Genomic DNA, 20,752 nt, shown 5'->3' on the forward strand with positions numbered 1-20,752 from the left:
AGCGCGCTGCCGCAGGTGCGAAGTGCGGGCGCGGTCCAGCCGCGAGTGGCCGTTAACTGTTGTTGGCCGGCTTGGCGGCGGCAGGCTTGGTCGCGGCCTTGGGCTTGGCGGGCTTGGGAGCCTGATCGCCGCTTGCCGCCGGTTTCTCGGCGGGTTTCGCCGCCGCATCGTGCTTCGCTGCGGCATGCTTGGTCCCGGCCGGCTTGGCTGCGGCCTTCGCGTCGCTCTTGGTATCGCTCTTGGCCTCAGGCTTGGCAGCCGGCTTCGCCGCCGCTGTCTTGGATTCCTTGCTTGCGTCCTTATTCCCGTCCTTCGGCTTGGCGGCGGCGTCAGGCTTCTTGGCGACGCGCGACTTCTTGCCACGCGGCTTCGCCACCGTCTGTTGGTCGGCATCGGCCGCGACCGCGGCGATTAGCGCCGTGCCGGTGCGGGTCGGGCCGGTATAGACCAGCACGGGCTCCGTGGCCGCCGGAGCAGAGGCCATCAACTCGGAGGCCTTCATCAGGGGCGGCTGAAGGCCGGCCGTGAAGAAAGTGACCTGGGCTTCGCCGCCGGTGGCCGAGGCCGATCCGGTCGCCCCGCCATTGGCCGCGATCAACGCATCGTCGTCGTCGCTGGCCGGCCGCTTGCGGTTGGGTCCGCACATCTCGTCGCGCAGGTTCGGCGGCGAGGCGTCAACCGGCACGAGATTGTCGACGGTGCCGAGCGAGGGTCGTAGCCAGGTGAGATTGTCTTGAGCGAAGCCGCGCTCGAGCAACTGCGCCGCCTTCACCGCGCGCGCGGTGCCGGAATTGGCGCCCAGCACCACCGCGATCAGCCGGCGGCCGTTGCGCGTGGCCGATGCCACGAGATTGTAGCCGGAGGCGCAGATGAACCCGGTCTTGAAACCGTCGGCGCCGGGATAGCGGCCGATCAGCTTGTTGAAATTGCCGGTGATGCGCTTGCCGAAGCGGATCGCCGGGATGTGCACGAAGTACTCGTATTCCGGCAGGTCGCGCAGGAACGCGCGCGCCAGGATTCCGAGATCGCGCGCGGACGTGATCTGGCCGTCGGCGGGCAGGCCGTTCGGATTGACGTAGCTCGTCTGCGTCATGCCGAGCTTCTTCGCGGTGTCGTTCATCATCGCGGAGAAGCCGTCGATCGATCCGCCGACGCCTTCGGCAAGCACCACGGCCATGTCATTCGCCGACTTGACCATCATCATCTTCAGGGCGTTGTCGACCGTGAGCTGCGTTCCCGGGCGGAAACCCATCTTCGATGGCGACTGCGAGGCTGCCGTCGGCGACACCGTGAGCAGCGTGTCGAGCGTGAGCCTGCCGTCCTTGACCGCCTTCAGCGTCACATAGGCGGTCATGATCTTGGTAACGGACGCAGGGTACCATGGAATGGTCGCATTATCGGCCTGCAACACCTTGCCGCTGTCGGCCTCGATCAGCAGCAGCGCTTCGGCGCTCGCCGCGCGCGGAGCGAGCAATGCGGCGCATGCGAGGCTCGCAGCGAACAGGTTGAACAGCGACTTGCGAAGCAGCGGGCGAAGGGCGTGCACTATCCGATTCCGGTCCTTGGAGACCCCCCGGTTCCGGGCGGTTCTCGTGATCTGATGTTCGGTTTTGAAATCCAGCGCCGCCGCTTGCGGCGTCGCAAACCTATACCGGCTGATGCCTCGAGAATAGGGGGACCGGTGCGGTATTCCGCAATGAAATAGGCCGAATTTCGACGGTCCTATGGGGACTTGCTACGGGGATTTGACCGTGATCGCGGCAGTCTCTGCCGCCGTCACGCTGGCTCGTGCGTTTTCCTGAACCATGAACTGGGCCCTGGCGAGCTCGGCGAAATGGCCCCCTTTGGCCACGAGTTCATCGAAAGTTCCGCTTTCGATCACCCGGCCGGTCTCGAACACCAGGATCCGCGTGGCGTTGCGGATGGTGGATAGGCGGTGGGCGATCACGAAGGTGGTCCTGCCCTTCATCACTTCGTCGAGAGCGGTATTCACCTTGGCCTCGGTGACGGCGTCGAGCGCGCTGGTCGCCTCGTCCAGGATCAGGATCGGCGGATCTTTCAGCAGCGCGCGGGCGATCGACAGCCGCTGCCGCTCGCCGCCAGAGAGCATGCGGCCGCGTTCGCCGGCATTGGTCTCGAAGCCGCCGCTGCGCTCGATGAAGTCGAGCGCCTGCGCGCGCTCGGCCGCCTTGCGCATCTCGTCTTCGGTCGCATCCGGCTTGCCGACCAGCAGATTCTCCGCAATCGAGCGATTGAACAGCAGCGCCTCCTGGAACACCACGCCGATGTTCCGCCGCAGCGATGTTAGCGTGATCCCGCGCACGTCCATGCCGTCGATCCGGATGAAGCCGGATTGCGGGTCGAAGGCACGGTGCAAGAGGGCGATCGCGGTCGACTTGCCGGCGCCGGTCGGACCGACCAGCGCGATGGTCTGGCCGGGCAGCGCCGTGAACGAGAGGTCCTCGACCGCCGGGCGCTTGCCGTCATAGGAGAAGGTGACGTCGTTGAACTCGACAAGGCCGGAGAGCCTGCCGGCATCGATCGCGTCGGGGCGGTCGTGCACGGCGGGTACGGCATCGAGCACATTGAAGAATTCGCGCAGTCGCGGCGCCTCCATGAACACGTTGTTGATGAAGCTCACGACCTGTTCGAGCCTCTGGATCAGCGTCGTCGCGAAACTCACGAACATCACGATCTCGCCGACGGATGTCAGCCCCCGGTCGTGCAGCGCGATACCTATGGTGAAGATCGTGAGCACCGTGATGGTGGTCGAGGCGCGCGTGATGACGGTGACGAGCGCCCACCATGACAGCACCGGCATCTGCGCGGCCAGCAACTCGTCGGCGACGGAGCGCAGCCCTTTGACCTCGGATTCGACGCGGACAAAGCTCTGCACCAGCGCGACGTTGCCGAGCGCATCGGAGGCGCGCGCAGACAGCTCGCTGTAGTGCTCCTCGACCTCCATCTGCATGCCGAAGGTCTTGCGCACCACGAAGGTCGTCAGCGCGGTGAAGACAATGCAGAGCACGAACAGCAGGATCGCGAGCCGCCAGTTCAGGTAGAGCGACAGCGGCAGCAGCACCACGACCGAGAGGATCGCGGCAAAATGCTCGCGGAAGAAGCCGAGCCATAGCCGCCACAGCGCGTCGGTGCCGTTGAGCATCACCTTCATCAGCCGGCCCGAATGGGTGCCGGAGTGGAAGGTCAGCGGCAGTTGCAGGATGTGCTCGAAATAGTCGGTCAGCACCGCCTGGCGCTGGCGGTGCGAGAGCCGATCGGCCTGCAAGGCCACGAGCGCGCTGCATGCAATGGTGAACAGCCCGAACACGACCCAGGCGGCCAGGAACGGCCAGGCCGAGTTCGAGCCGGCCACCGACTTGCCCGAGAGCACGTCGATGATCCGGCCGAACAGCACGGGCTCGGCGAATTGCGAGCCCGCCAGCAGCAGATTGGCAATCGCGAGCAGCCAGCCCAGCCGCGCTTCCTTGCCGAGCAACTCAAGAACGCGGGTGTAGAGACGGAGGATGGACATGCGGGCGAGGAACTCGGCGACGACGGACTTCGTATTCTAAGCAGGGATGCCGGCGAGATACAGCGGAAGCTTTCAGTTTTGCTCAGTTGATCACCCGTCCGGCCAGCGGCGGCAGGAATTGGTCGTCGAAGATCTCGGCCGCCGCCGGTCGATTGCGGAATTTGAAGTCCTGCGCGACCTGGCCGATCGAGCGCTCGAGGCGCGCCGGGTCGACGCCGCCGAGGCCGTTGCGCCTGACCTCGTCGGTCAGGATGTTGTCAGCGAGTGCGGTGCGCAGGCGCTCCAGCTCCAGGTTGCGGTCGCCGTCCTCGATGCGGCTGGCGGCCTCCTCCGCCGCGCGCCCCGGCTCCATCACGGTTGCGTTGACGCCCGCGATCAAGGCGCGGACGAAGCCCTTCACGGCATCCGGCTTTGCTGCGGCGAAGGCGGGATTGACCACCACGGCGAAGCCGTAGGCTTCGCAGCCGTAATCCGCATAGCGCAGCACGACGAGATCGGCCGCGGGCACGCCGCGGTCGCGCAGGTTCACCGCCGACAGGTAACTGAAGCCGGCGACCGCATCGACCTGGCCCGCGGAGAGGATCGGCTCGCGCACCGCCGCACTGATCTTGTGGAATTTGACCCGCGATGCATTGATGCCGTTCTGCTGCGCCAGTGCCGGCCACAGCCGCATCGACAGGTCGCTGTCGGCGACGCCGACGGTCTTGCCGTCGAGATCGGACAGGAGGTGGATGCCGCGGCTCTTGCGCGCGACGATCGCATAGGGCGCGCGGTTGAACAGCACGAACACGGCCTTGATCGGCGCCGCATGGTCTTTGTCGCGAAAGCGGATCAGCTCGTTGATGTCGACGAGCGCGAGCTCGCTGTCGCCCTTGGCGAGGCGCGCGAGGGCTTCCGACGATCCGGCTGCGGTGTTGAAGGACACGCTGAGATGCTCGGCGCCGAACCTGCCGTCCTTTGCGGCCAGGAAGAACGGCGCCATGCTCGCGTCCAATGGGCGATCGAAGGTGAAGTGAATTGCAACGGATGGGGCGACGGTCTCGGCCACGCTCACATCGCGTGCAATTAGTGTCGCAAGCGAAATCGAGAGAGCCAGCAGGCAACGAAGAGCGATCGTCTTGAATTCCGACATCAATTGCGCCGGTCCGGCATTGTTATGGTTTCGTGACGCTCGCAGCGCCGGCTGGCGATCAGTCTTTCCGCGCCAACATGAACGGCGGATGAGCGGCGATTGCGGCATCGTTACGCAACCCCGTTCAGCTTGTGTTGGGGTTGGGGAACCCAACTTAGGTTATGCGGGTTTGAGAGGCATGAGCCTGTCCGCAGGCGTCCATTCCAGGTCCCAAAGGAGGGCCCAAGATATGTTTGAGCGATTCTCCACGTTTGCGGGCCGAAAGGCCGTTCTTGCCACCGCGACGGCGCTGGCGCTGACCGCGATTGCTCCGACCGCTTCATACGCCGGCGGCCGCCACTGGCATGGCGGCGGAGGCGGCGTGGCCGCAGCTGCAGCTTTGGCCGCCATCGGCACAGGTCTCGCCATTGCCGCCACCCGTGATGCCTATGCCTATGACTACGATCCGGGTTATGGCTATTACGGCGGGCCAGTCTATTACAGCCGCCCTGCTTACGGTCCCTATTATGGTCCGGGCCCCAACTACCAATATCAGCGCTATGGCGGAACGGCTCCGTCCGAGTTCTGCGGCCAAGGCTATTACACCAACTGCTACTAGCCGCCGGCCCTATGCGCAACGCCGACAGGCCGTCGCGCTTGCTGCGCCGGCCTGTCGTTGCTTTTATTGCCGGGCGTTAACGCGCTCGCCATTGCTTTAGAGTAGTTTGAGTACCATGAGTGATTCGCTTGAGCGGCTATATCTGGCTGTGCTCGCGGCCAGAGATCTTGATCCGGCAACATCGCGCACGGCCCGGCTGTTTCAGCGCGGCCCTTCCAAAATGGCGAAGAAACTGGCCGAAGAGGCCATCGAGGTCGTGATCGATGCGGTCAATGGCGATAGCGAGGCCGTGATCCGGGAGAGCGCCGATCTGCTCTACAATCTTACCGTGCTGTGGGCGTCGGCGGGGGTGCGTCCCGAGGACGTCTGGCGGGAGATGACGCGGCGTGAAGACATGCTCGGCATCGCCGAGAAGCTGCCGAAATCACCGGTGAAATTGCCCAAAGTTGCGTCACCGCGCATTGCCTCAAGGCGGCCAATTGTCGCGATCGAGGGCCGTGCCGCGCGAAAGCGCCACTAAAGCGCGACGAAAACGTCACAAAACTCGCGATGGACAAATCCGTCCCATGGTGCTTCATCGCGGCGCCATGCTGAAACGTATCTACGACTGGTGCATCGACGCCGCCCACAAGCCCTACGCGCTCTGGATCATGGGAGCCGTGTCCTTCGCCGAAAGCTCGTTCTTTCCGGTCCCCCCGGATGTGATGCTGATCCCGATGTCGCTGGCGCGCCCGCAGCGCGCCTGGGTCTATGCGGCGATCTGCACCGCGACCTCGGTGCTCGGCGGCATCGTCGGCTACGCCATCGGCGCGCTGCTGTTCGACTCGGTCGGCCAATGGTTGATCCAGGTCTATGGCCTCGGCGGCAAGGTCGATGCTTTCCGCGCCTCCTATGCGGAATGGGGTGCGATCATCATCCTGCTCAAGGGGCTGACGCCGATCCCCTACAAGCTCGTCACCATCACCTCGGGCTTTGCCGGCTACAACATCGTCCTGTTCATCTTGTGCTCGATCGTCGCGCGCGGCGGACGCTTCTTCGTCGTCGCGATCCTGCTCAACCGCTACGGCGACTGGATCCGGGTCAGGATCGAGAAGCATCTCGGATTGTGGGTCGCGATCGGCGCGATCGTGCTGGTGCTCGGCTTCGTCGTCGCGATCAAGTTGATCTAAGGGTGCGGCGGCTTTGCCACCGGGCCGGCTTCGGCTACGGTTGCCGTCATGATGGGTCGATCCGGCAATCCGGTCCTGCGGCTGGGGACGCTGATATTCGTCGTGCCTTGGCTCCTGCTTCGTGCCGCCACGCCGGCGTGGACGCAAGCTGCGCCCGCGCTCGGCCTCCAGGAGCAGGGGACGCAGGCCGCGCCGCCGCCGTCGACGCCCGCTCCTTCGGCGCCGCCGGCGCGCGAGGAAAATCCCGGGCTGATCAACGAAATGGGCAAGCTGTTCGACAAGCTGCCCTCGATCCTGCCGCCGATCAAAAGCCCGGGCGAGACCATGAACGATTTGTCGCGACTGGCGAAACCGTCCACCATGGTCTCGGGGCGCGTGGCCTGTCCGGCCTCCGCGAACGGCGCGCCCGACTGCAAGCAGGCGGCCGACCAGCTCTGCCAGAGCAAGGGCTATAAGGAAGGCAAGAGCCTGAACGCCGACTCCGCCGAGAAATGCTCGGCCAAGGTCCTGATTCCGGGCCGGCAACGCAAGCCGGACGATTGCCGCACCGATACTTTCGTGACCAGCGCGCTATGCCAGAACTGACGTGATCGACGTTGCGCGCATGCAACAAGGAGCGCCTATGAGCCGTACGGAGCAGGACTTCCTCGGGCAGCGTGACATCGCCGACGACATCTATTACGGCGTCCAGACCATCCGCGGGAAGGAGAACTTCCACATCACCGGCATTCCGATGAACCAGGAGCCTTACTTCGTGAAGGCGCTTGGTTACGTGAAGAAGGCGGCCGCCATGGCCAATCGCGATCTCGGCGCGATCGACGCCAAGGTTGCGGACGCGATCATCCTGGGCTGCGACCGCGTGATTGCCGGCGATATGATGGACCAGTTCGTCACCGACTTCATCCAGGGCGGTGCTGGCACATCGACCAACATGAACGCCAATGAGGTGATCGCCAACCTCGCGCTGGAATCGCTCGGCTTTGCGAAGGGCGATTACCAGCACGTCAGCCCCAACGATCACGTCAATTACGGCCAGTCCACCAACGACACCTATCCGACCGCCTTTCGCCTGGCGCTGATCCTGCGGCTCGAGAGCTACATGACGGCGTTGCGCCAGCTCCAGGAAGCTTTCTTCGCCAAGGGCCGCGAATTCGATCGTGTGCTGAAAATGGGCCGCACGCATCTTCAGGACGCGGTGCCGATGTCGCTGGGGGCCGAATTCCGTGGATGGGGCACCACGATCGGCGAGGAGGTCGATCGCATCTCCGAGGCCCGTGCGCTGCTGCGCGAGATCAATCTCGGCGCCACTGCGATCGGCACCTCCGTCACCGCCGCCGTCGGCTATCCCAAGCTCGCGGTCCGGCACCTGAGCGCGCTGACCGGCGTCGAGTTTGTTCTCGCCGGCGATCTCGTCGAGGCGACCTCCGATACCGGCGCCTATGTGCAGCTCTCGGGCGTCCTCAAGCGCACCGCCAGCAAGCTGACGAAGATCTGCAACGACATCCGCCTGCTCGCCTCCGGTCCGCGCGCCGGCTTCAACGAGATCAACCTGCCGCAGCTTCAGCCGGGCTCTTCGATCATGCCTGGCAAGGTCAATCCCGTCATCCCGGAGGTCGTCAACCAGACCAGCTTCCTGGTCATCGGCCTCGACACCACCGTGACGCTGGCCGCAAGCGCCGGCCAGCTCCAGCTCAACGTGATGGAGCCGGTGATCTCGTTTGCGCTGTTCTTCTCGATCCGCACCATGGAGCGCGCGGTCAACAGCCTGCGCGAAAATTGCGTCGTCGGCATCACTGCCAACGAGGAGCACACCCGCAACATGGTGCTGAACTCGCTCGGTATCGTCACGGTGCTGAAGCCCCTGCTCGGCTACAAGCAATGCGCCGAGATCGCACGCGAGGGCTACAAGAGCGGCAAGTCGCTGCACCAGATCGTGGTAATCGAGCGCAGGCTGCTGACGCAGGAGAAATGGGACGAGATGTTCTCGTTCGAGCGGCTGATCAATCCGGATTTGATTTCGTAGCTGTCGGCCATCCGCAGCTCTCGCCTGGATTGCGAGGAGCCCTTGCGACGTAGCAATCCAGCGTCTCTCGGCGCAGATAGTCCGGATTGCTTCGCGTCGCTCGCACTGACTTATGAAGCGCGAATTCCGCGCCTTGGAATTGCGGTAACCGCATTCGCCACGGCGCCAAAACGCAATACTTGACAGTGGAAAGATTGCCTTGTTGGTATAATCCCAACCGTGTGACCGCCAAGAGAGGACCGTTCCGCAATGTCCATGCCTGCCTTGTTTAAGGGGCGCCTGTCGATCCCGGTGATCGGTTCGCCGCTGTTCATCATCTCGGTGCCTGATCTCGTGATCGCGCAGTGCAAGGCGGGTGTGGTCGGCTCGTTTCCGGCGCTGAACGCGCGGCCGCCGGAATTGCTCGACGAATGGCTGGCGCGGATCACCGAGGAACTCGCGGCCTATGACCGCGCGCATCCCGACAAGCCGTCGGCGCCGTTCGCAGTCAACCAGATCGTGCACAAATCGAACAACCGGCTCGATCACGACATGCAGCTCTGCGCCAAGTACAAGGTGCCGATGATCATCTCCTCGCTCGGGGCGCGCGAGGAGCTGAACCAGGCCGTGCACGGCTGGGGCGGCATCGTCTTCCACGACGTGATCAACCAGAAATTCGCGCACAAGGCGATCGAGAAGGGCGCCGACGGCCTCATCCTGGTTGCGGCCGGCGCCGGCGGCCATGCTGGCACCATCTCGCCGCTCGCCTTCGTCGCCGAGACGCGAAAATGGTTCCACGGGCCGATCGCGCTGTCGGGCGCGATCGGCAACGGCAAGGCGATCCGCGCCGCGCGCATCCTCGGTGCAGATTTCGCCTATATCGGCTCGGCCTTTATTGCGACCAAGGAAGCCAACGCCGTCGACAAGTACAAGGAGATGATCGCCGGCTCGAGCGCCGACGACATCGTCTATTCCAACCTCTTCACCGGGGTGCACGGCAATTATCTGAAACCCTCGATCCTCGCCGCCGGGATGGATCCGGACGACCTGCCGACCTCCGATCCCTCCAAGATGAACTTCGGCACCGACGCCTCCGGCGAACGCGCCAAGCCGAAGGCCTGGAAGGAGATCTGGGGCTCGGGCCAGGGCATCGGCAGCGTCGAGGGCATCGTGCCCGCCGCCGAAATGATCGCGCGCTTCAAGAAGGAATACGACGAAGCGATCGATCCGCCGTTGTAATCGCGCCGAGCTCGAGTGCAGCATGCCTCCCATCTACCGCGTCGACGGCAACAGCGTCGTCACCAGCCCGGACGCCGCCGGACCCTGGGACCGTCGCATGCAGCACGGCTCGGCGCCGGCATCGCTGGTGACGTGGGCGGCCGAACGCATTCCGACGCCGATGCCGATGGATATCGCGCGCGTCACGATCGATCTGATGCGTCCGGTGCCGGTGGCGCCGCTCTCGATTGTGACCGAGGTCCTGCGCGAGGGCCGCAAGATCCAGCTCTGCGAGATCAAGCTGCTGGCCGATGGTGTGCAGGTCGTCGGTGCGACCGTGCTCAAGATCAGACGCCAAGCACTGTCGCTGCCCGAGGACGTCAAGGAGCTAGCGGTGACGCTGCCCTCGCCGGAGGACTCCCTGGCCGAGGACGGTCACGCCGCCACTAGCCCGTTCGTGCGCTCGGTCTCGATGCGTGCAGCGCGCGGCCGCTTCGGTCAAGCCGGCGCCGGCGCCATCTGGTTTCGCGTTGATCATCCGCTGATCGAGGGCGAGGCGATCTCGCAGGCCATGCGCGCCGTGGTCGCCGCCGATTTCTCCAACGGCACCGCCTCGACGCTGGATTTCCGCGCCTGGACCTACATCAACGCCGACCTCACCATCAGCTTCGCACGTCAGCCGGTCGGCGAGTGGATCCTGCTCGATGGCGACTCCTGGATCGGCCCAGAAGGCGCGGGGCTGGCAATGTCGCGCTTGGCTGACCGGCAAGGCTATTTCGGCCGGGCGGTGCAGAGCCTGGTGATCGAGAAGCGGTGAGGGGGCAAGCCCGCGCCCCAGCTTCGCTGTCATGCTCCGCGAAGGCATGGACGCTGCGTCGCATCTCGCGACATTCGCTCACCCCACCATCCGGTCGCGCCCGCTCCAGAAGCTGGCGCGCAGCACCTTCTTGTCGACCTTGCCGACGCCGGTCATCGGCAGCTGCTTGACGAACTGGATCTGCTTGGGCGCGTGCGCCGAGCCCTTGCGCGTCTTCACCAGGTTGATCAACTCGTCCGGATCGGGCCTTGCGCCCTCGCGCGGCACGACAATGGCGGTGACGGCCTCGCCCCATTTCTCGTCGGGAATGCCGACGACAGCGACCATGGCGATGTCGGCATGCTGCGACAGCACGTCTTCGACTTCGCGCGGGAAGATGTTGAAGCCGCCGGAGACGATCATGTCCTTCTTGCGGTCGAGGATGAACATGTAGCCACGCTCGTCCATGCGCGCAATGTCGCCGGTGTGGACCCAGCCGTTCTTCAGCGTATCGGCGGTGATGTCCGGCCGCTTCCAGTACTCCGCCATCACGTGCGGCGCGCGCACGCAGATCTCGCCCGGCTCGCCCGTCTTCACCTCCTGGTCGTTGTCGTCGAGGATCTTGACCTCGCAGGCCGCGATCGGGAAGCCGCAGGACAGGAACAGCTCCGGTGTCTTGGGATCGTGATCCGCCTTGCGCAGCACCGAGACGGGATAGCATTCGGTCTGCCCGTAAAGCTGCGAGAACACCGACCCGATGCGCTCGATGCCCTCGACCAGCCGGCTCGGCGACATCGCGGAGGCGCCATAAAGCACCAGCTCGAGCGAAGACAGATCGGTCCTGCCGAGCGCGGGATAATCAAGCAGCACATAGATCATGGTCGGCACGAGCAGCGTGAAGTTGATGCGCTCGCGCGCAATCGTCGCCAGCATGGCCTCGGGATCGAAACTCTTGAGCATGTGCACGGTGCCGCCGCGCATCAAGGTCGGCAGCACCTTCGTGCCCGCGACATGGCTGATCGGCGCGACCGTGAGATAGCGCGCGGCGTCGGGGATCTCGAAGTCGGCGAGGATCGCGCCGGCAGCTCCGGCGTTCTCGCGGTGATAGCGCAGCGCGCCCTTGGATTTACCGGTCGTGCCGCCGGTGTAGTTCGGCGTGGCGAGATCGTCGGGGCCGGCGAGGCACAGCGCGCTGGCGTGGCCCTCGATCTCGATCGCCTGCAAGAGATCGACGCCATAATCCGCGGATCCCATGGTGAAGACCGCCTTGAGCCGGCCGGCCTTCGCGGCGAGTTCGCCGCCGCGGTTGCGGAAGGCGGCCGCATCGACCACCAGCATCTCGGCCTCGGAATCCTCCAGCTGAAACAGCTGGTCGTCCAGCGATCCCAGAGGATGCAGCCAGGTGATGCAGAGCCGCGCCAATTGCGCAGCAACGCCCGCGCACCAGGTGTCGGCGCGGTTGGCGGTGAGGAAGGCGACGCGCGCGCCGGGCTGCAATCCAAGCCGCATGAACACAGCCTGCATGCGTCCGATCAGGTCGATGGTGCCCTGATAGCTCAGCGATCCCTCAGGCCAGGCGAAAGCGGTGCGGTCGGGATAGCGCGACAGTGCCCGTAGCGTCTGCGCACAAGCCGGGGACGATGCGTGGAGCGGATCGGACATATGCTTCCTGTTTCCTCGTTGCTTTGTCATCGGCTTCTGGCGTGCCAATGTTGCTGATGAGGCTAGCACAGCGAATGCGGGATGGAACGACGAAGCCCGCGCAGGGAGGCATGCATGCCGTCGGATCGACTGCAACGTTTCCGCGATCGTCTCGCTCTGCCGCTGATCGCGGCGCCGATGTTCCTGGTGTCGGGAGTCGAGCTGATGGTCGCGGCCTGCCGCAACGGCGTGATCGGCAGCTTTCCCAGCGCGAATTGCCGTAGCCCGGAACAGCTCGACCAATGGCTCACCGCGGTCGGAACCAGATTGCGGCAGCACGAAGAGCAAACCGGGCGCAAGGCGGCGCCGCTTTGCCCGAATCTGATCGTGCACCGTTCCAACGCGCGGCTGGAGCAGGATCTCGCCGTACTGCTGCGGCACAGGCCGGAGATTGTCATCACCTCGGTCGGCTCGCCCGCACAGGTCGCAAAGCCGCTGCATGACGCCGGCGCATTGGTGTTGGCGGATGTCGCCTCGATCCGCCACGCCGAGCGTGCAGCGGAAGCCGGTGTGGACGGGCTGGTGCTGCTCACGGCAGGCGCCGGCGGGCAGACCGGCTGGCTCAACCCGTTCGCCTTTGTCCGCGCGGTGCGGGCATTCTACGACGGCATCATTGTGCTTGCGGGCGGCGTCAGCGACGGCCGCGCGCTGCATGCCGCCGAAGTGCTCGGCTGCGATCTCGCCTACATGGGCACGAAGTTCATCGCGACGCGCGAGAGCATGGCCGATGACCGCCACAAGCGGATGCTGGTCGAGAGCAGCGCCGACGACGTCCTGCTCACCACCGCCGTCACGGGACTGCAGACCAGCATGCTGAGGCCGTCGATCGTGGCCGCAGGTCTCGATCCCGACGACCTACCGGCGCACGGGGCGATCGACATCGCCAAGGACATCGACGTCGCCGCGCGCGAGAACCGGCCAAAACGCTGGCGCGACATCTGGAGTGCTGGGCATTCGACGTCGGGCGTGACAGACGTGGTGGCGGTGAGCGATCTCGTTGCGCAGACGCGCGCGGAATATCGCGAGGCCGGCGGGCGGTAGTCCCCGTACAAATCCGGAGGCGTAGAGAGGCGCCGTCTCCCGATCACGGTTAATCCCGCGCTCTTCCGTCCCGCTCACTTAACGGCAGATTAAGAAAAGGTCCCTTTCAGACCCATTAAATCTCATTAATTAACTCCCAAAAAGGTCATTATCTCCTTGGTCCAATGAACTTTTTCTGTTCAAGACCATTAACCTTGGTTAAGATCCGTGAAGGGCTTGGAGTTAATTGAGAGTTAATTACTGGACTTACAGGGCATGGGAATAAATTCCTAACAGAGCGATCGGTTCGTCATGGCACGCCCTCGAAGCGATGGGAGCCCGGCAGCGGCTCCGGACAAACGCAAACTGAGCAACTTCGTCATCAACTCTCTCAAGCCGAGGGCGAAACCCTACACGGTGTGGGACACGAGCATGCGAGGGTTCGCCCTCGTGGTCCACGCGTCGGGCAGGAAAGTCTGGAAGGCCATCTACTCTCGGAGGGGGCGACCACGGTGGTATCACATCGGCGATGCATCGGTCATCAGCCTCGCAGATGCCCGCCAACTGGCAGGCACCATCCTACTGCGGGCGAGCAAGGGTGAGGACCCGCAAGCCGAGCGCAAGGCGGAGCGGCTGTCCGGGACATTCGAAGAGCTGGCTGCCAAGTATCGCGACTACGCCGAGCACAAGAAGAAGCGAAACAAGAGCTGGGAGCAACCTGACTATCTCGTCAAGAAGCATCTCCTGCCGCGATGGGCCAAGCTTCAGGTCACCGACATCAAGCGATCCGACGTGAGGACAATGATGGCCGCGATTGCGGCACCGATCGTCGCCAATCAAACGTTAGCCGCCGCGTCCGCGATCTTCACGTGGGGCGCGAAGGAAGAGTTGATCGCGTCGGGGTTCGTCAATCCCTGCATCGGCGTCGAGCGCAACGCGACCAACGAGCGCGAGCGGATCTTGGCAGACAGCGAGCTACCGAAATTCTGGGCCGCGTTCGACGACGCGGGTCTGGTCAAGAGCAGCGCGCTGAAGATGATCCTGCTCACCGGGCAACGACCGGGCGAAGTCAGCCACATGCGGGTAGAGCACCTCAAGGATGGCTGGTGGGAGATGCCGGGTGAGCGGGACGTCAGGCTGGATTGGCCCGGGACGAAGAATACCAAGTCAAACCGGGTCTGGCTCTCGAAGACGGCACGAGAGATCATCAGTGCGATGGATGCGACCGGCTTCGTGTTCACAGGTCAGCGCGGTGGAGCGATCTCCGGCCTCGATAAGGCGATGCGGGATATCTGCAAGCAGCTCGGAGTTGAACGAGCAACGCCGCATGATCTCCGCCGGACCTGCGGCTCCACCATCACCGGTCTCGGTTTCGGCAGGGACGCGATGGATCGCATCCTCAATCACGTAGAGGGTTCGACCACAGATATCTACGATCGCCACAAGTACGCGAAGGAAGATCGCAAGATCATGGAGAAGGTGGCGAGCAAGATCATGGGCTGATAGGACGGCCGGGAACCCAGAAATAATATTTACTAGTTAGTCCTGAATAGGTTATATTAAGGACAAGCGGTGACCGCCGCGATCAGCCCGTGCTTCTCGCGCCCAGCGAGGCTTATAAATCCAAATCGGGGCGCCCACTTGAGCCGTGAGGTTCGTGGGCGTTTTTTGTTTTTTACGCCCCGCTTTCGGCTCCTCATTAGGAGTCCGCTTCAAAATGAAGAAGCCAAAACCTGAAACCAAAGTCCGCCTCGTGTTCAAACCTGAGGTGCTAGATCGCGTCGGCGTATCTTATCCCCTTCTTTGGGATTGGATGCGGACCGGCAGGTTCCCCATGAGCCGCGAGGTCGGTGGGAAAGTTGCATGGATCGCATCCGAGATCGACGACTGGATCACGGGCAGGCCGCAGCGGAAGTACAAAACTCGCGCTGAGGAGGTGGAGGCGACACAAAAGTAAGCCCCGCTGAGGCATGGGAGGAAGTGACATTGACTGACAAAGAACAGCGGGACGAAGCCGAGAGCAATCTGTCGATTTAATCAGGAGGAACGACGCCCAAAATTTCGCCGTGGAGATTGTCTGCCAAAAAGGACAATAGTTAGTGACCCTGACCGATTACGATATCGCCGCTAAGAACCTGCCAGCGGTAAGGGCGTCGGTTATGGCAACTCCTTCATCGAGGCCTGGACCAATATCACGCCGACATTGAGTGAGGATGAGCTTGACGACAACTTCACACACAGGGAGAGGAGAACATTTCAATGAAGGGATATTACCATGGACTACACAACAAAAATCCGCGACCGCGATGTCGGCCGGGTCGCGGAGAGAAAAATTACGAGGAGTCGTGAACAGCCTCGTTCTATCATCAGGTCGCACCTGAGTAAATGTACAATCTATGCGTGTCCGGCCGCCCTCGGTTGCCGGACCGCTGGCGAGTTGTTGCGGGCGTGGAGAAGGATCAATCCCCAGACGTCGCTGCATCTTGGAGACGCGTACAAGGCGCTGTGCTCTTGACGTGCAATGGGAACCCTTGCTGCCGACCTCGCGAAGGAGGTCCGTCATGAAAGACGACTCACAAGTCGTTCTGATCCGGAGACGCTATCTGGTGACGTGGCGAGAAACTGCCAAAGGCGGGTTTGGAATTCCGAGCCTCTACAACGCGAGGATCGCGATCGATGCCCTCGGCATCGAGTGCAGCTACGATACATTCCACGAAAAGCTCCTCGTGGGCTTTAAAGGGGATGCCGCAAAGCACGAGCTGACGCAGATCGAAGGAGAGGTGTCTGACCACGTCATCATCAGGCTCAGGCAAATCCTCTCGGAGCAGTACGGCTTCGACTTCACGGAGCAGTACGTCAGAGACGCGGTGATTTCCTTGGCGCTGGAGAACTGCTTCGACCCCGTCTGCGACATGCTCGATGAAGCCGAAGCCGACTGGGACGGCATCGAGCGACTCGATGCGATGGCTGTTGACTACTTCAAGGCCGCTGACACGAAGCTGAACCGGGCCTTCGTTCGCAAAATGATGATCGCGGCGGTTCGGAGGGCTCGCCATCCCGGCTGCAAGTTCGACAACATCGTGGTGTTCGAGAGCCCGGAAGGTTGGTTCAAGAGCACCGCCATTCGCATATTGGCAGGAGACGAGAACTTCTCGGATCAGAGCATTCTCGGAGCTAAGGACCGGGAGATTCAGGAACAACTGGCGGAAGTGTGGATCCACGAGAACGCCGACTTAGCAGGCATGAAGAAGGCAGAGGTGGAGCAAGTCAAGGCATACGCGAGCCGGCAAATCGACAGAGGAAGGCCTGCGTATGGAAGATTCCCGAAGAAGCAGCCACGGCATTGCATCGATGTCGGCACCACGAACAAAATGTCCGAGTATCTTCAATCACCGGACGGCAACCGAAGATTTTGGCCGGTGAAGATTACCAAGTGCGTCGATCTTGAAAAGTTACAGCGAGATCGATTGCAGCTGTGGGGCGAAGCCGCGAGGTGCGAGTCGCAGGGAGAGAGCATCACGCTTGGCGAACTCTGGAATGATGCCGTGAAGGCTCAGGAACAGCGACGCGTCAAGGATTCGTGGGAGCCTGTCCTGGCAAGCCTCACTCCTCAAAAGGTGGTGGCAGACCCCGATGGCTTCGAAAAGAAGGTGGTCCACGAGGTGAAAAAAGCGGAAGTGAACGGTCAGGTGTCTACTCAGTGGCGGGCATCTACTGCAGACTTGCTGAACTTCGCCTTGGGCCTCCGGCCCGGTCACCAGAATAGAGGTCACTCAATGAGGCTATCAGACGCAATGAGGAACATCGGCTGGGAGCGACACTCGCACGGAAAGGTCACCATCGATGATAAGCAGGTCAACGGCTACTTCTGCGATGTCTATTGCTATCCGCAAAAAAGCTGACCATCTGACCCAAATGACCTTTCTACAATCCTAGACTCCCCCGGCAGGATGCACGGATATGTACCCTTTATCCTCTATGCTCTAGAACTCTCTAAATCTTAAAGAGGTCATCTAGGTCATTTAGGTCATCTATACAGGCCTAGTTCCAGGCTTAATTTGCTAGCTGACCTCCTACATGACCTCGATTTTGAGGTCAGCCCCCCTGCCACGAGGAAGGAAAATCACCCGACCCCTGCCACATTGCGTCCGGCCCGTCGTGGTTCAAGCGCGCCGTGGTAGCGCGATGACACAGGGGGTACCCTCACCGAACCCCTGTCAGCCCGCCTGAGGGCCCCATGAAGCCAGAGGTTCCCGCATTGACGCCAGAGCAGCAGGCCGCAGCCGTAAAGCTCCGCGAGACAGCTTTCCCAGAATCGCCAGGGCCATGGCCTGCGAAGATCATCTGGGTGTTCTTCCACCCGCGGCCGCCGCGAAAGCCGCGAGCACCGAAATCAAAAAGGACCATGGGTCCAATTTGCCATCACCCCCATTTCACGGCAGCGTTCCTGTCCGCCGTGAGGTTCGTCGCAAGGACGGCTAGGCCATCAACTCACGCACGATGAGATGTATCTGAAACTCGCTGAGGCGGTAAAGAACACGGCATGACGACCAAGCTACCGTGGCACGTACCAAAAATTATTGATCGCGGAATTCGAGTACCGCCGAAGAAGAACACGTGGCCTACCTTCTTCGAAATAGTTGGCAAGCACTTCGCCTCGCACCAAACTTTCCCTGTCGTTTATCCAGAAGTGAAGATCACTCCCACCTGCGTCGTGAGAAGGCGCCTCTTAACGCGCAAGCGCGTCGGAGAGCTTCGGGCCCGCCGCCGCACGAGAGCGGACAGGCATGACCCCGTCGAATTTCGTCACATCCCGCTGCCTCGCTCGGTGATCGATCAAATTGCCGCCGACTTGAGGATCAAGCGGGCCGATGACGAGCCGGTCACCGATAAGCAATGGGACAAATTAATCAACGACGTGATCGCGACCATCGTCGTGAAGGTGGTGACCCGAAAATAATTGGTAACGCGTTACGCGAACGTGGGATTTGATGGCGTATAGTAATGATTTTAGGAAGCCGTGCCGTTGAGGAAATGAAACGCCATGAGCGCGCTAGTTCACAAGACGACTGAAAGCGATGTCGATCTTAATCGGCTTGACTTCATCCTGTCAGAACCTTTGCCTGATCATTACGACGATATCGTCGGAAATTCCAAGGATACAAAAACCGGCGGCTGGGAAATTCCTCAAAGAAATCTTCCGGCGCTTGCTTTTCATGATTCTAAATCGATCGTTGGTCGCTGGGATGGCGTGAGATGGGAGCGCGGTGCCTTGCGTGGGCGTTTGGTTCTAGCTCCATCTGGGACTTCAAAAATTGTGGATGAGGTGCGGGCTCTTATAAAAAGTGGCTGCCTAAAAGCCTGTTCAGTCGGTTTTCGAGCGCTCGAACGCCTGCCGAGACCTACTGGCGGCTGGCATTATCTTAGGCAATTATTGATCGAGTGCAGCCTTGTAGCGACACCAGCCCTGCCGAGCGCACTTTTGGAAGCCAAGCGGCTCGGCGTTTCCAATGAAACGATCAAGAAGATTTTCAAGGAGCAGAACGAGAACCGTACTATCGCCGAACGAATTAAACAGGCGCGTGCCAACGTCAAGCACTACAGCGCTCAAGAGAGAGCAGCCGTCATCCGTAAGGCGAAAGAGGTACTTGCGCGATCATCTAAACACCAGCAGAAGGCGAACTCGAAAACTCAACCGAAGTTGCTGCCGGCAAGATTACCGCCTCTGTTGTCGCCACAACAAAAGGAGAGGATCGAGCAAGACAAATACAACGCTGAAGTTCTCCGACGGGCGAGAGAGCAGGTCAAAATATACGAGAAGGAAAAGGTGGCGCGAAAGCATCAGGAATACCTGGCGCGCAGAGACCCACCGACATTAGATATAGAGTCCTACGTCACTTGGCGCGGACAGAAATTTCCATATCGCGGTTGAGATAGTCGAAAGATGAAGAGCAGCATGATAAAGAATATCATTATTGAATTCGGCGATGACCTGATGGTGGGACCTGACCTGACCGAGGAAGAGTGGCAACAATTATTGCAGGGCCACCGTGAAGCGGCGATTGAACAACTGCGAATCACGTCTGTGATTGACGAGCGCTATGCCGATATCGAACGTGCAGCATGCGGTTTGTTTTGGCATACCGATGTTGTTGGAAGGGTGCAGTGATGAATGGCGTTGTCGCGGTGATAGTTGACGGGGTTTGGCAGCCGCTCCCGCTTAGCGATGGGCACAACGCGATCGATGCAAGGAATGATTCTTATGTGGTCAATTCGTCAACCAATGAGGTTGATCAGATTGTTTCGTTTTTAAGTCAAGTCATTCGGCGGGCGCAATCTTTGTCAGATCAGGATCAGCGCAGGGTGCGGGATTTTGTTTGTGCTACTCAGTCGATGCTAACCGCGACAACGTATCTGCCCAAATGTGATCAAACGAAATTCGAGTCCGCTTTGCGAGATGTAGCAGCGAGAAATGGATAAGGTCCATGTCGATCCAAGATGCACATGTTTCGACTGAGGAAAGCCGCAACATGCTCATCGCAGAGATGCTGATCGCGGAAGAAATGCAATTGTACGAAACGAATTGGAGATGTTATGTGCCGAGATATGCACAAATCGTATGAATTCAGCGGTGTGAACTTCAGATATTCTACTCGATGCGATGCAAATCATACGAAGCATTTGAGCAATGAGTTGCGAGCGGAGGTTCGTGCACCCGTCTCGTTGAGCGCGACCTTAGCGATGATGATACCGACGAGCACGTCAACACCATCTCGCTAAGGGACGCTGCTCTTTCCTAAGTGGTTGGAGTCCGCGTGTTGAGGGCAGTTCAGGCTTCGCGAGCGGCCAGCGTTCTTTCTTCTGCCGGCCGCTCGACAAAATGACAGGGGCCAGGGGGGCGTATCAAAACAATAGACCGTTTTGGATCGCGGATCACGTGCTGGTCCAAACCTTATAAAAGGACTTTATTCTTGAGGGAATTATTCAGCGTCACAACTTAGAAGGAGCGCGTATGCTACAACGAGGACGCAAATCCGCAGCGGCGGCCAACGTACTCAGATTGAGCGTCAGTGGCGAGCCAGCCCGACTGTCCCCACCGTCATATTTGAGCAAACCTGAGAGGTCCTTGTTCGTAGAAATTGTCGGCGCTTGCGACCTGAGACACTTCGTTGAGTCAGACCTTCCACTTCTCTGCAGCTATATACAAGCCACGCTCGTAGCGAGAGCAGGGCCCGGCGAAGACCTCAAGGCCTGGGAGAGTGCCGTCAAGTTTCAGTGCATGCTGTCAACCCGATTGCGTCTGGCTCCGCAGTCGCGAAGCGACCCCGTCAAGGTTGCCCGGCAAGCTCGAGACCATACCGATCATCAGAGTCGCAAGCCGTGGGAGAATCGGTGATGGACGATCTCGGAGCCTTGATCCGTCGCGACGTGTATCTCCACTCGCTGCTGCCGCTTGACGTTGGAGAATTCACTGATGACAATCTCATCGACAAGCTCAACACCATGGAACTGGTGATGGCGGAGATCATGGCCAACACCCGTGCCATGCAGTCGATGCTAGGAGTTAAAGGAGACGGCTGATAC

At 61.3% G+C, this 20,752-nt stretch carries 19 protein-coding genes; 15 read left to right on the forward strand and 4 right to left on the reverse strand.

What is annotated here, in order from left to right; genetic code table 11:
• Positions 1-52: 52 nt before the first annotated feature.
• From IVA91_RS31095 to IVA91_RS31105, 3 genes are all read right to left on the reverse strand, one after another.
• The gene (locus IVA91_RS31095; protein ID WP_247278951.1) at positions 53-1,546 is read right to left on the reverse strand and encodes a D-alanyl-D-alanine carboxypeptidase family protein; all 1,494 of its coding nucleotides are present in this window, start codon (positions 1,544-1,546) and stop codon (positions 53-55) included.
• Positions 1,547-1,735: 189 nt separating this feature from the next.
• A complete protein-coding gene (locus IVA91_RS31100; RefSeq protein ID WP_247460054.1) occupies positions 1,736-3,532 on the reverse strand; it encodes a glucan ABC transporter ATP-binding protein/ permease in 1,797 nt (598 codons plus the stop codon).
• A gap of 82 nt (positions 3,533-3,614) precedes the next feature.
• Positions 3,615-4,664, reverse strand: coding sequence for an ABC transporter substrate-binding protein (locus IVA91_RS31105; protein ID WP_247449022.1), 1,050 nt, complete (start codon positions 4,662-4,664; stop codon positions 3,615-3,617).
• 229 nt (positions 4,665-4,893) lie between these two features.
• On the opposite strand from IVA91_RS31105, the gene IVA91_RS31110 reads away from it, so the two are divergent.
• The 7 genes from IVA91_RS31110 (at position 4,894) to IVA91_RS31140 (ending at position 10,468) form a co-directional block, all read left to right on the forward strand.
• Positions 4,894-5,262: a hypothetical protein gene (locus tag IVA91_RS31110; protein WP_247278948.1), complete on the forward strand. Its 369-nt coding sequence runs from the start codon at positions 4,894-4,896 to the stop codon at positions 5,260-5,262.
• A gap of 115 nt (positions 5,263-5,377) precedes the next feature.
• Positions 5,378-5,782 carry a phosphoribosyl-ATP diphosphatase gene (gene hisE / locus IVA91_RS31115; RefSeq protein ID WP_247278947.1) on the forward strand — a complete coding sequence of 135 codons (405 nt, stop codon included), beginning with the start codon at positions 5,378-5,380 and terminating at the stop codon, positions 5,780-5,782.
• Positions 5,783-5,828: 46 nt separating this feature from the next.
• Positions 5,829-6,431, forward strand: coding sequence for a YqaA family protein (locus IVA91_RS31120; RefSeq protein ID WP_247278946.1), 603 nt, complete (start codon positions 5,829-5,831; stop codon positions 6,429-6,431).
• A gap of 48 nt (positions 6,432-6,479) precedes the next feature.
• Complete coding sequence (locus IVA91_RS31125; RefSeq protein WP_247278945.1) at positions 6,480-7,016, forward strand: hypothetical protein; 537 nt, start codon at positions 6,480-6,482, stop codon at positions 7,014-7,016.
• A 37-nt stretch (positions 7,017-7,053) separates the two neighbouring features.
• Positions 7,054-8,454, forward strand: a complete 1,401-nt coding sequence (locus tag IVA91_RS31130; RefSeq protein ID WP_247278944.1) for an aspartate ammonia-lyase — start codon at positions 7,054-7,056, stop codon at positions 8,452-8,454.
• 249 nt (positions 8,455-8,703) lie between these two features.
• Positions 8,704-9,672: a nitronate monooxygenase family protein gene (locus IVA91_RS31135; RefSeq protein ID WP_247278943.1), complete on the forward strand. Its 969-nt coding sequence runs from the start codon at positions 8,704-8,706 to the stop codon at positions 9,670-9,672.
• A gap of 22 nt (positions 9,673-9,694) precedes the next feature.
• Positions 9,695-10,468, forward strand: a complete 774-nt coding sequence (locus tag IVA91_RS31140) for a thioesterase family protein (RefSeq protein ID WP_247278942.1) — start codon at positions 9,695-9,697, stop codon at positions 10,466-10,468.
• A gap of 78 nt (positions 10,469-10,546) precedes the next feature.
• On the opposite strand, the gene IVA91_RS31145 is transcribed toward IVA91_RS31140, so the two are convergent.
• Positions 10,547-12,109: an AMP-binding protein gene (locus IVA91_RS31145; RefSeq protein ID WP_247278941.1), complete on the reverse strand. Its 1,563-nt coding sequence runs from the start codon at positions 12,107-12,109 to the stop codon at positions 10,547-10,549.
• A 114-nt stretch (positions 12,110-12,223) separates the two neighbouring features.
• Between IVA91_RS31145 and IVA91_RS31150 the strand changes: the two genes are divergently transcribed.
• The 8 genes from IVA91_RS31150 (at position 12,224) to IVA91_RS31185 (ending at position 20,749) form a co-directional block, all read left to right on the forward strand.
• Entirely contained in the window at positions 12,224-13,189 is a 966-nt protein-coding gene (locus IVA91_RS31150; RefSeq protein WP_247460056.1) for a nitronate monooxygenase, read from the forward strand.
• A gap of 291 nt (positions 13,190-13,480) precedes the next feature.
• On the forward strand, positions 13,481-14,671 hold the full coding sequence (locus tag IVA91_RS31155; protein WP_256466424.1) for a tyrosine-type recombinase/integrase: 1,191 nt from the start codon (positions 13,481-13,483) through the stop codon (positions 14,669-14,671).
• 214 nt (positions 14,672-14,885) lie between these two features.
• Positions 14,886-15,125, forward strand: coding sequence for an AlpA family phage regulatory protein (locus IVA91_RS31160; RefSeq protein ID WP_247460061.1), 240 nt, complete (start codon positions 14,886-14,888; stop codon positions 15,123-15,125).
• Positions 15,126-15,729: 604 nt separating this feature from the next.
• Positions 15,730-17,070, forward strand: a complete 1,341-nt coding sequence (locus tag IVA91_RS31165; protein WP_247460062.1) for a virulence-associated E family protein — start codon at positions 15,730-15,732, stop codon at positions 17,068-17,070.
• 641 nt (positions 17,071-17,711) lie between these two features.
• A complete protein-coding gene (locus tag IVA91_RS31170) occupies positions 17,712-18,128 on the forward strand; it encodes a hypothetical protein (RefSeq protein WP_247460064.1) in 417 nt (138 codons plus the stop codon).
• 84 nt (positions 18,129-18,212) lie between these two features.
• Positions 18,213-19,100, forward strand: coding sequence for an HK97 family phage prohead protease (locus tag IVA91_RS31175; protein ID WP_247460066.1), 888 nt, complete (start codon positions 18,213-18,215; stop codon positions 19,098-19,100).
• 24 nt (positions 19,101-19,124) lie between these two features.
• The gene (locus tag IVA91_RS31180) at positions 19,125-19,337 is read left to right on the forward strand and encodes a hypothetical protein (protein WP_247460068.1); all 213 of its coding nucleotides are present in this window, start codon (positions 19,125-19,127) and stop codon (positions 19,335-19,337) included.
• Between the two features lie 1,226 nt (positions 19,338-20,563).
• Positions 20,564-20,749, forward strand: a complete 186-nt coding sequence (locus tag IVA91_RS31185) for a hypothetical protein (protein ID WP_247460070.1) — start codon at positions 20,564-20,566, stop codon at positions 20,747-20,749.
• Positions 20,750-20,752: the final 3 nt, after the last annotated feature.

Origin of the sequence: Bradyrhizobium sp. 153 (genome assembly GCF_023073835.1) — a bacterium.
Lineage (GTDB): Bacteria > Pseudomonadota > Alphaproteobacteria > Rhizobiales > Xanthobacteraceae > Bradyrhizobium.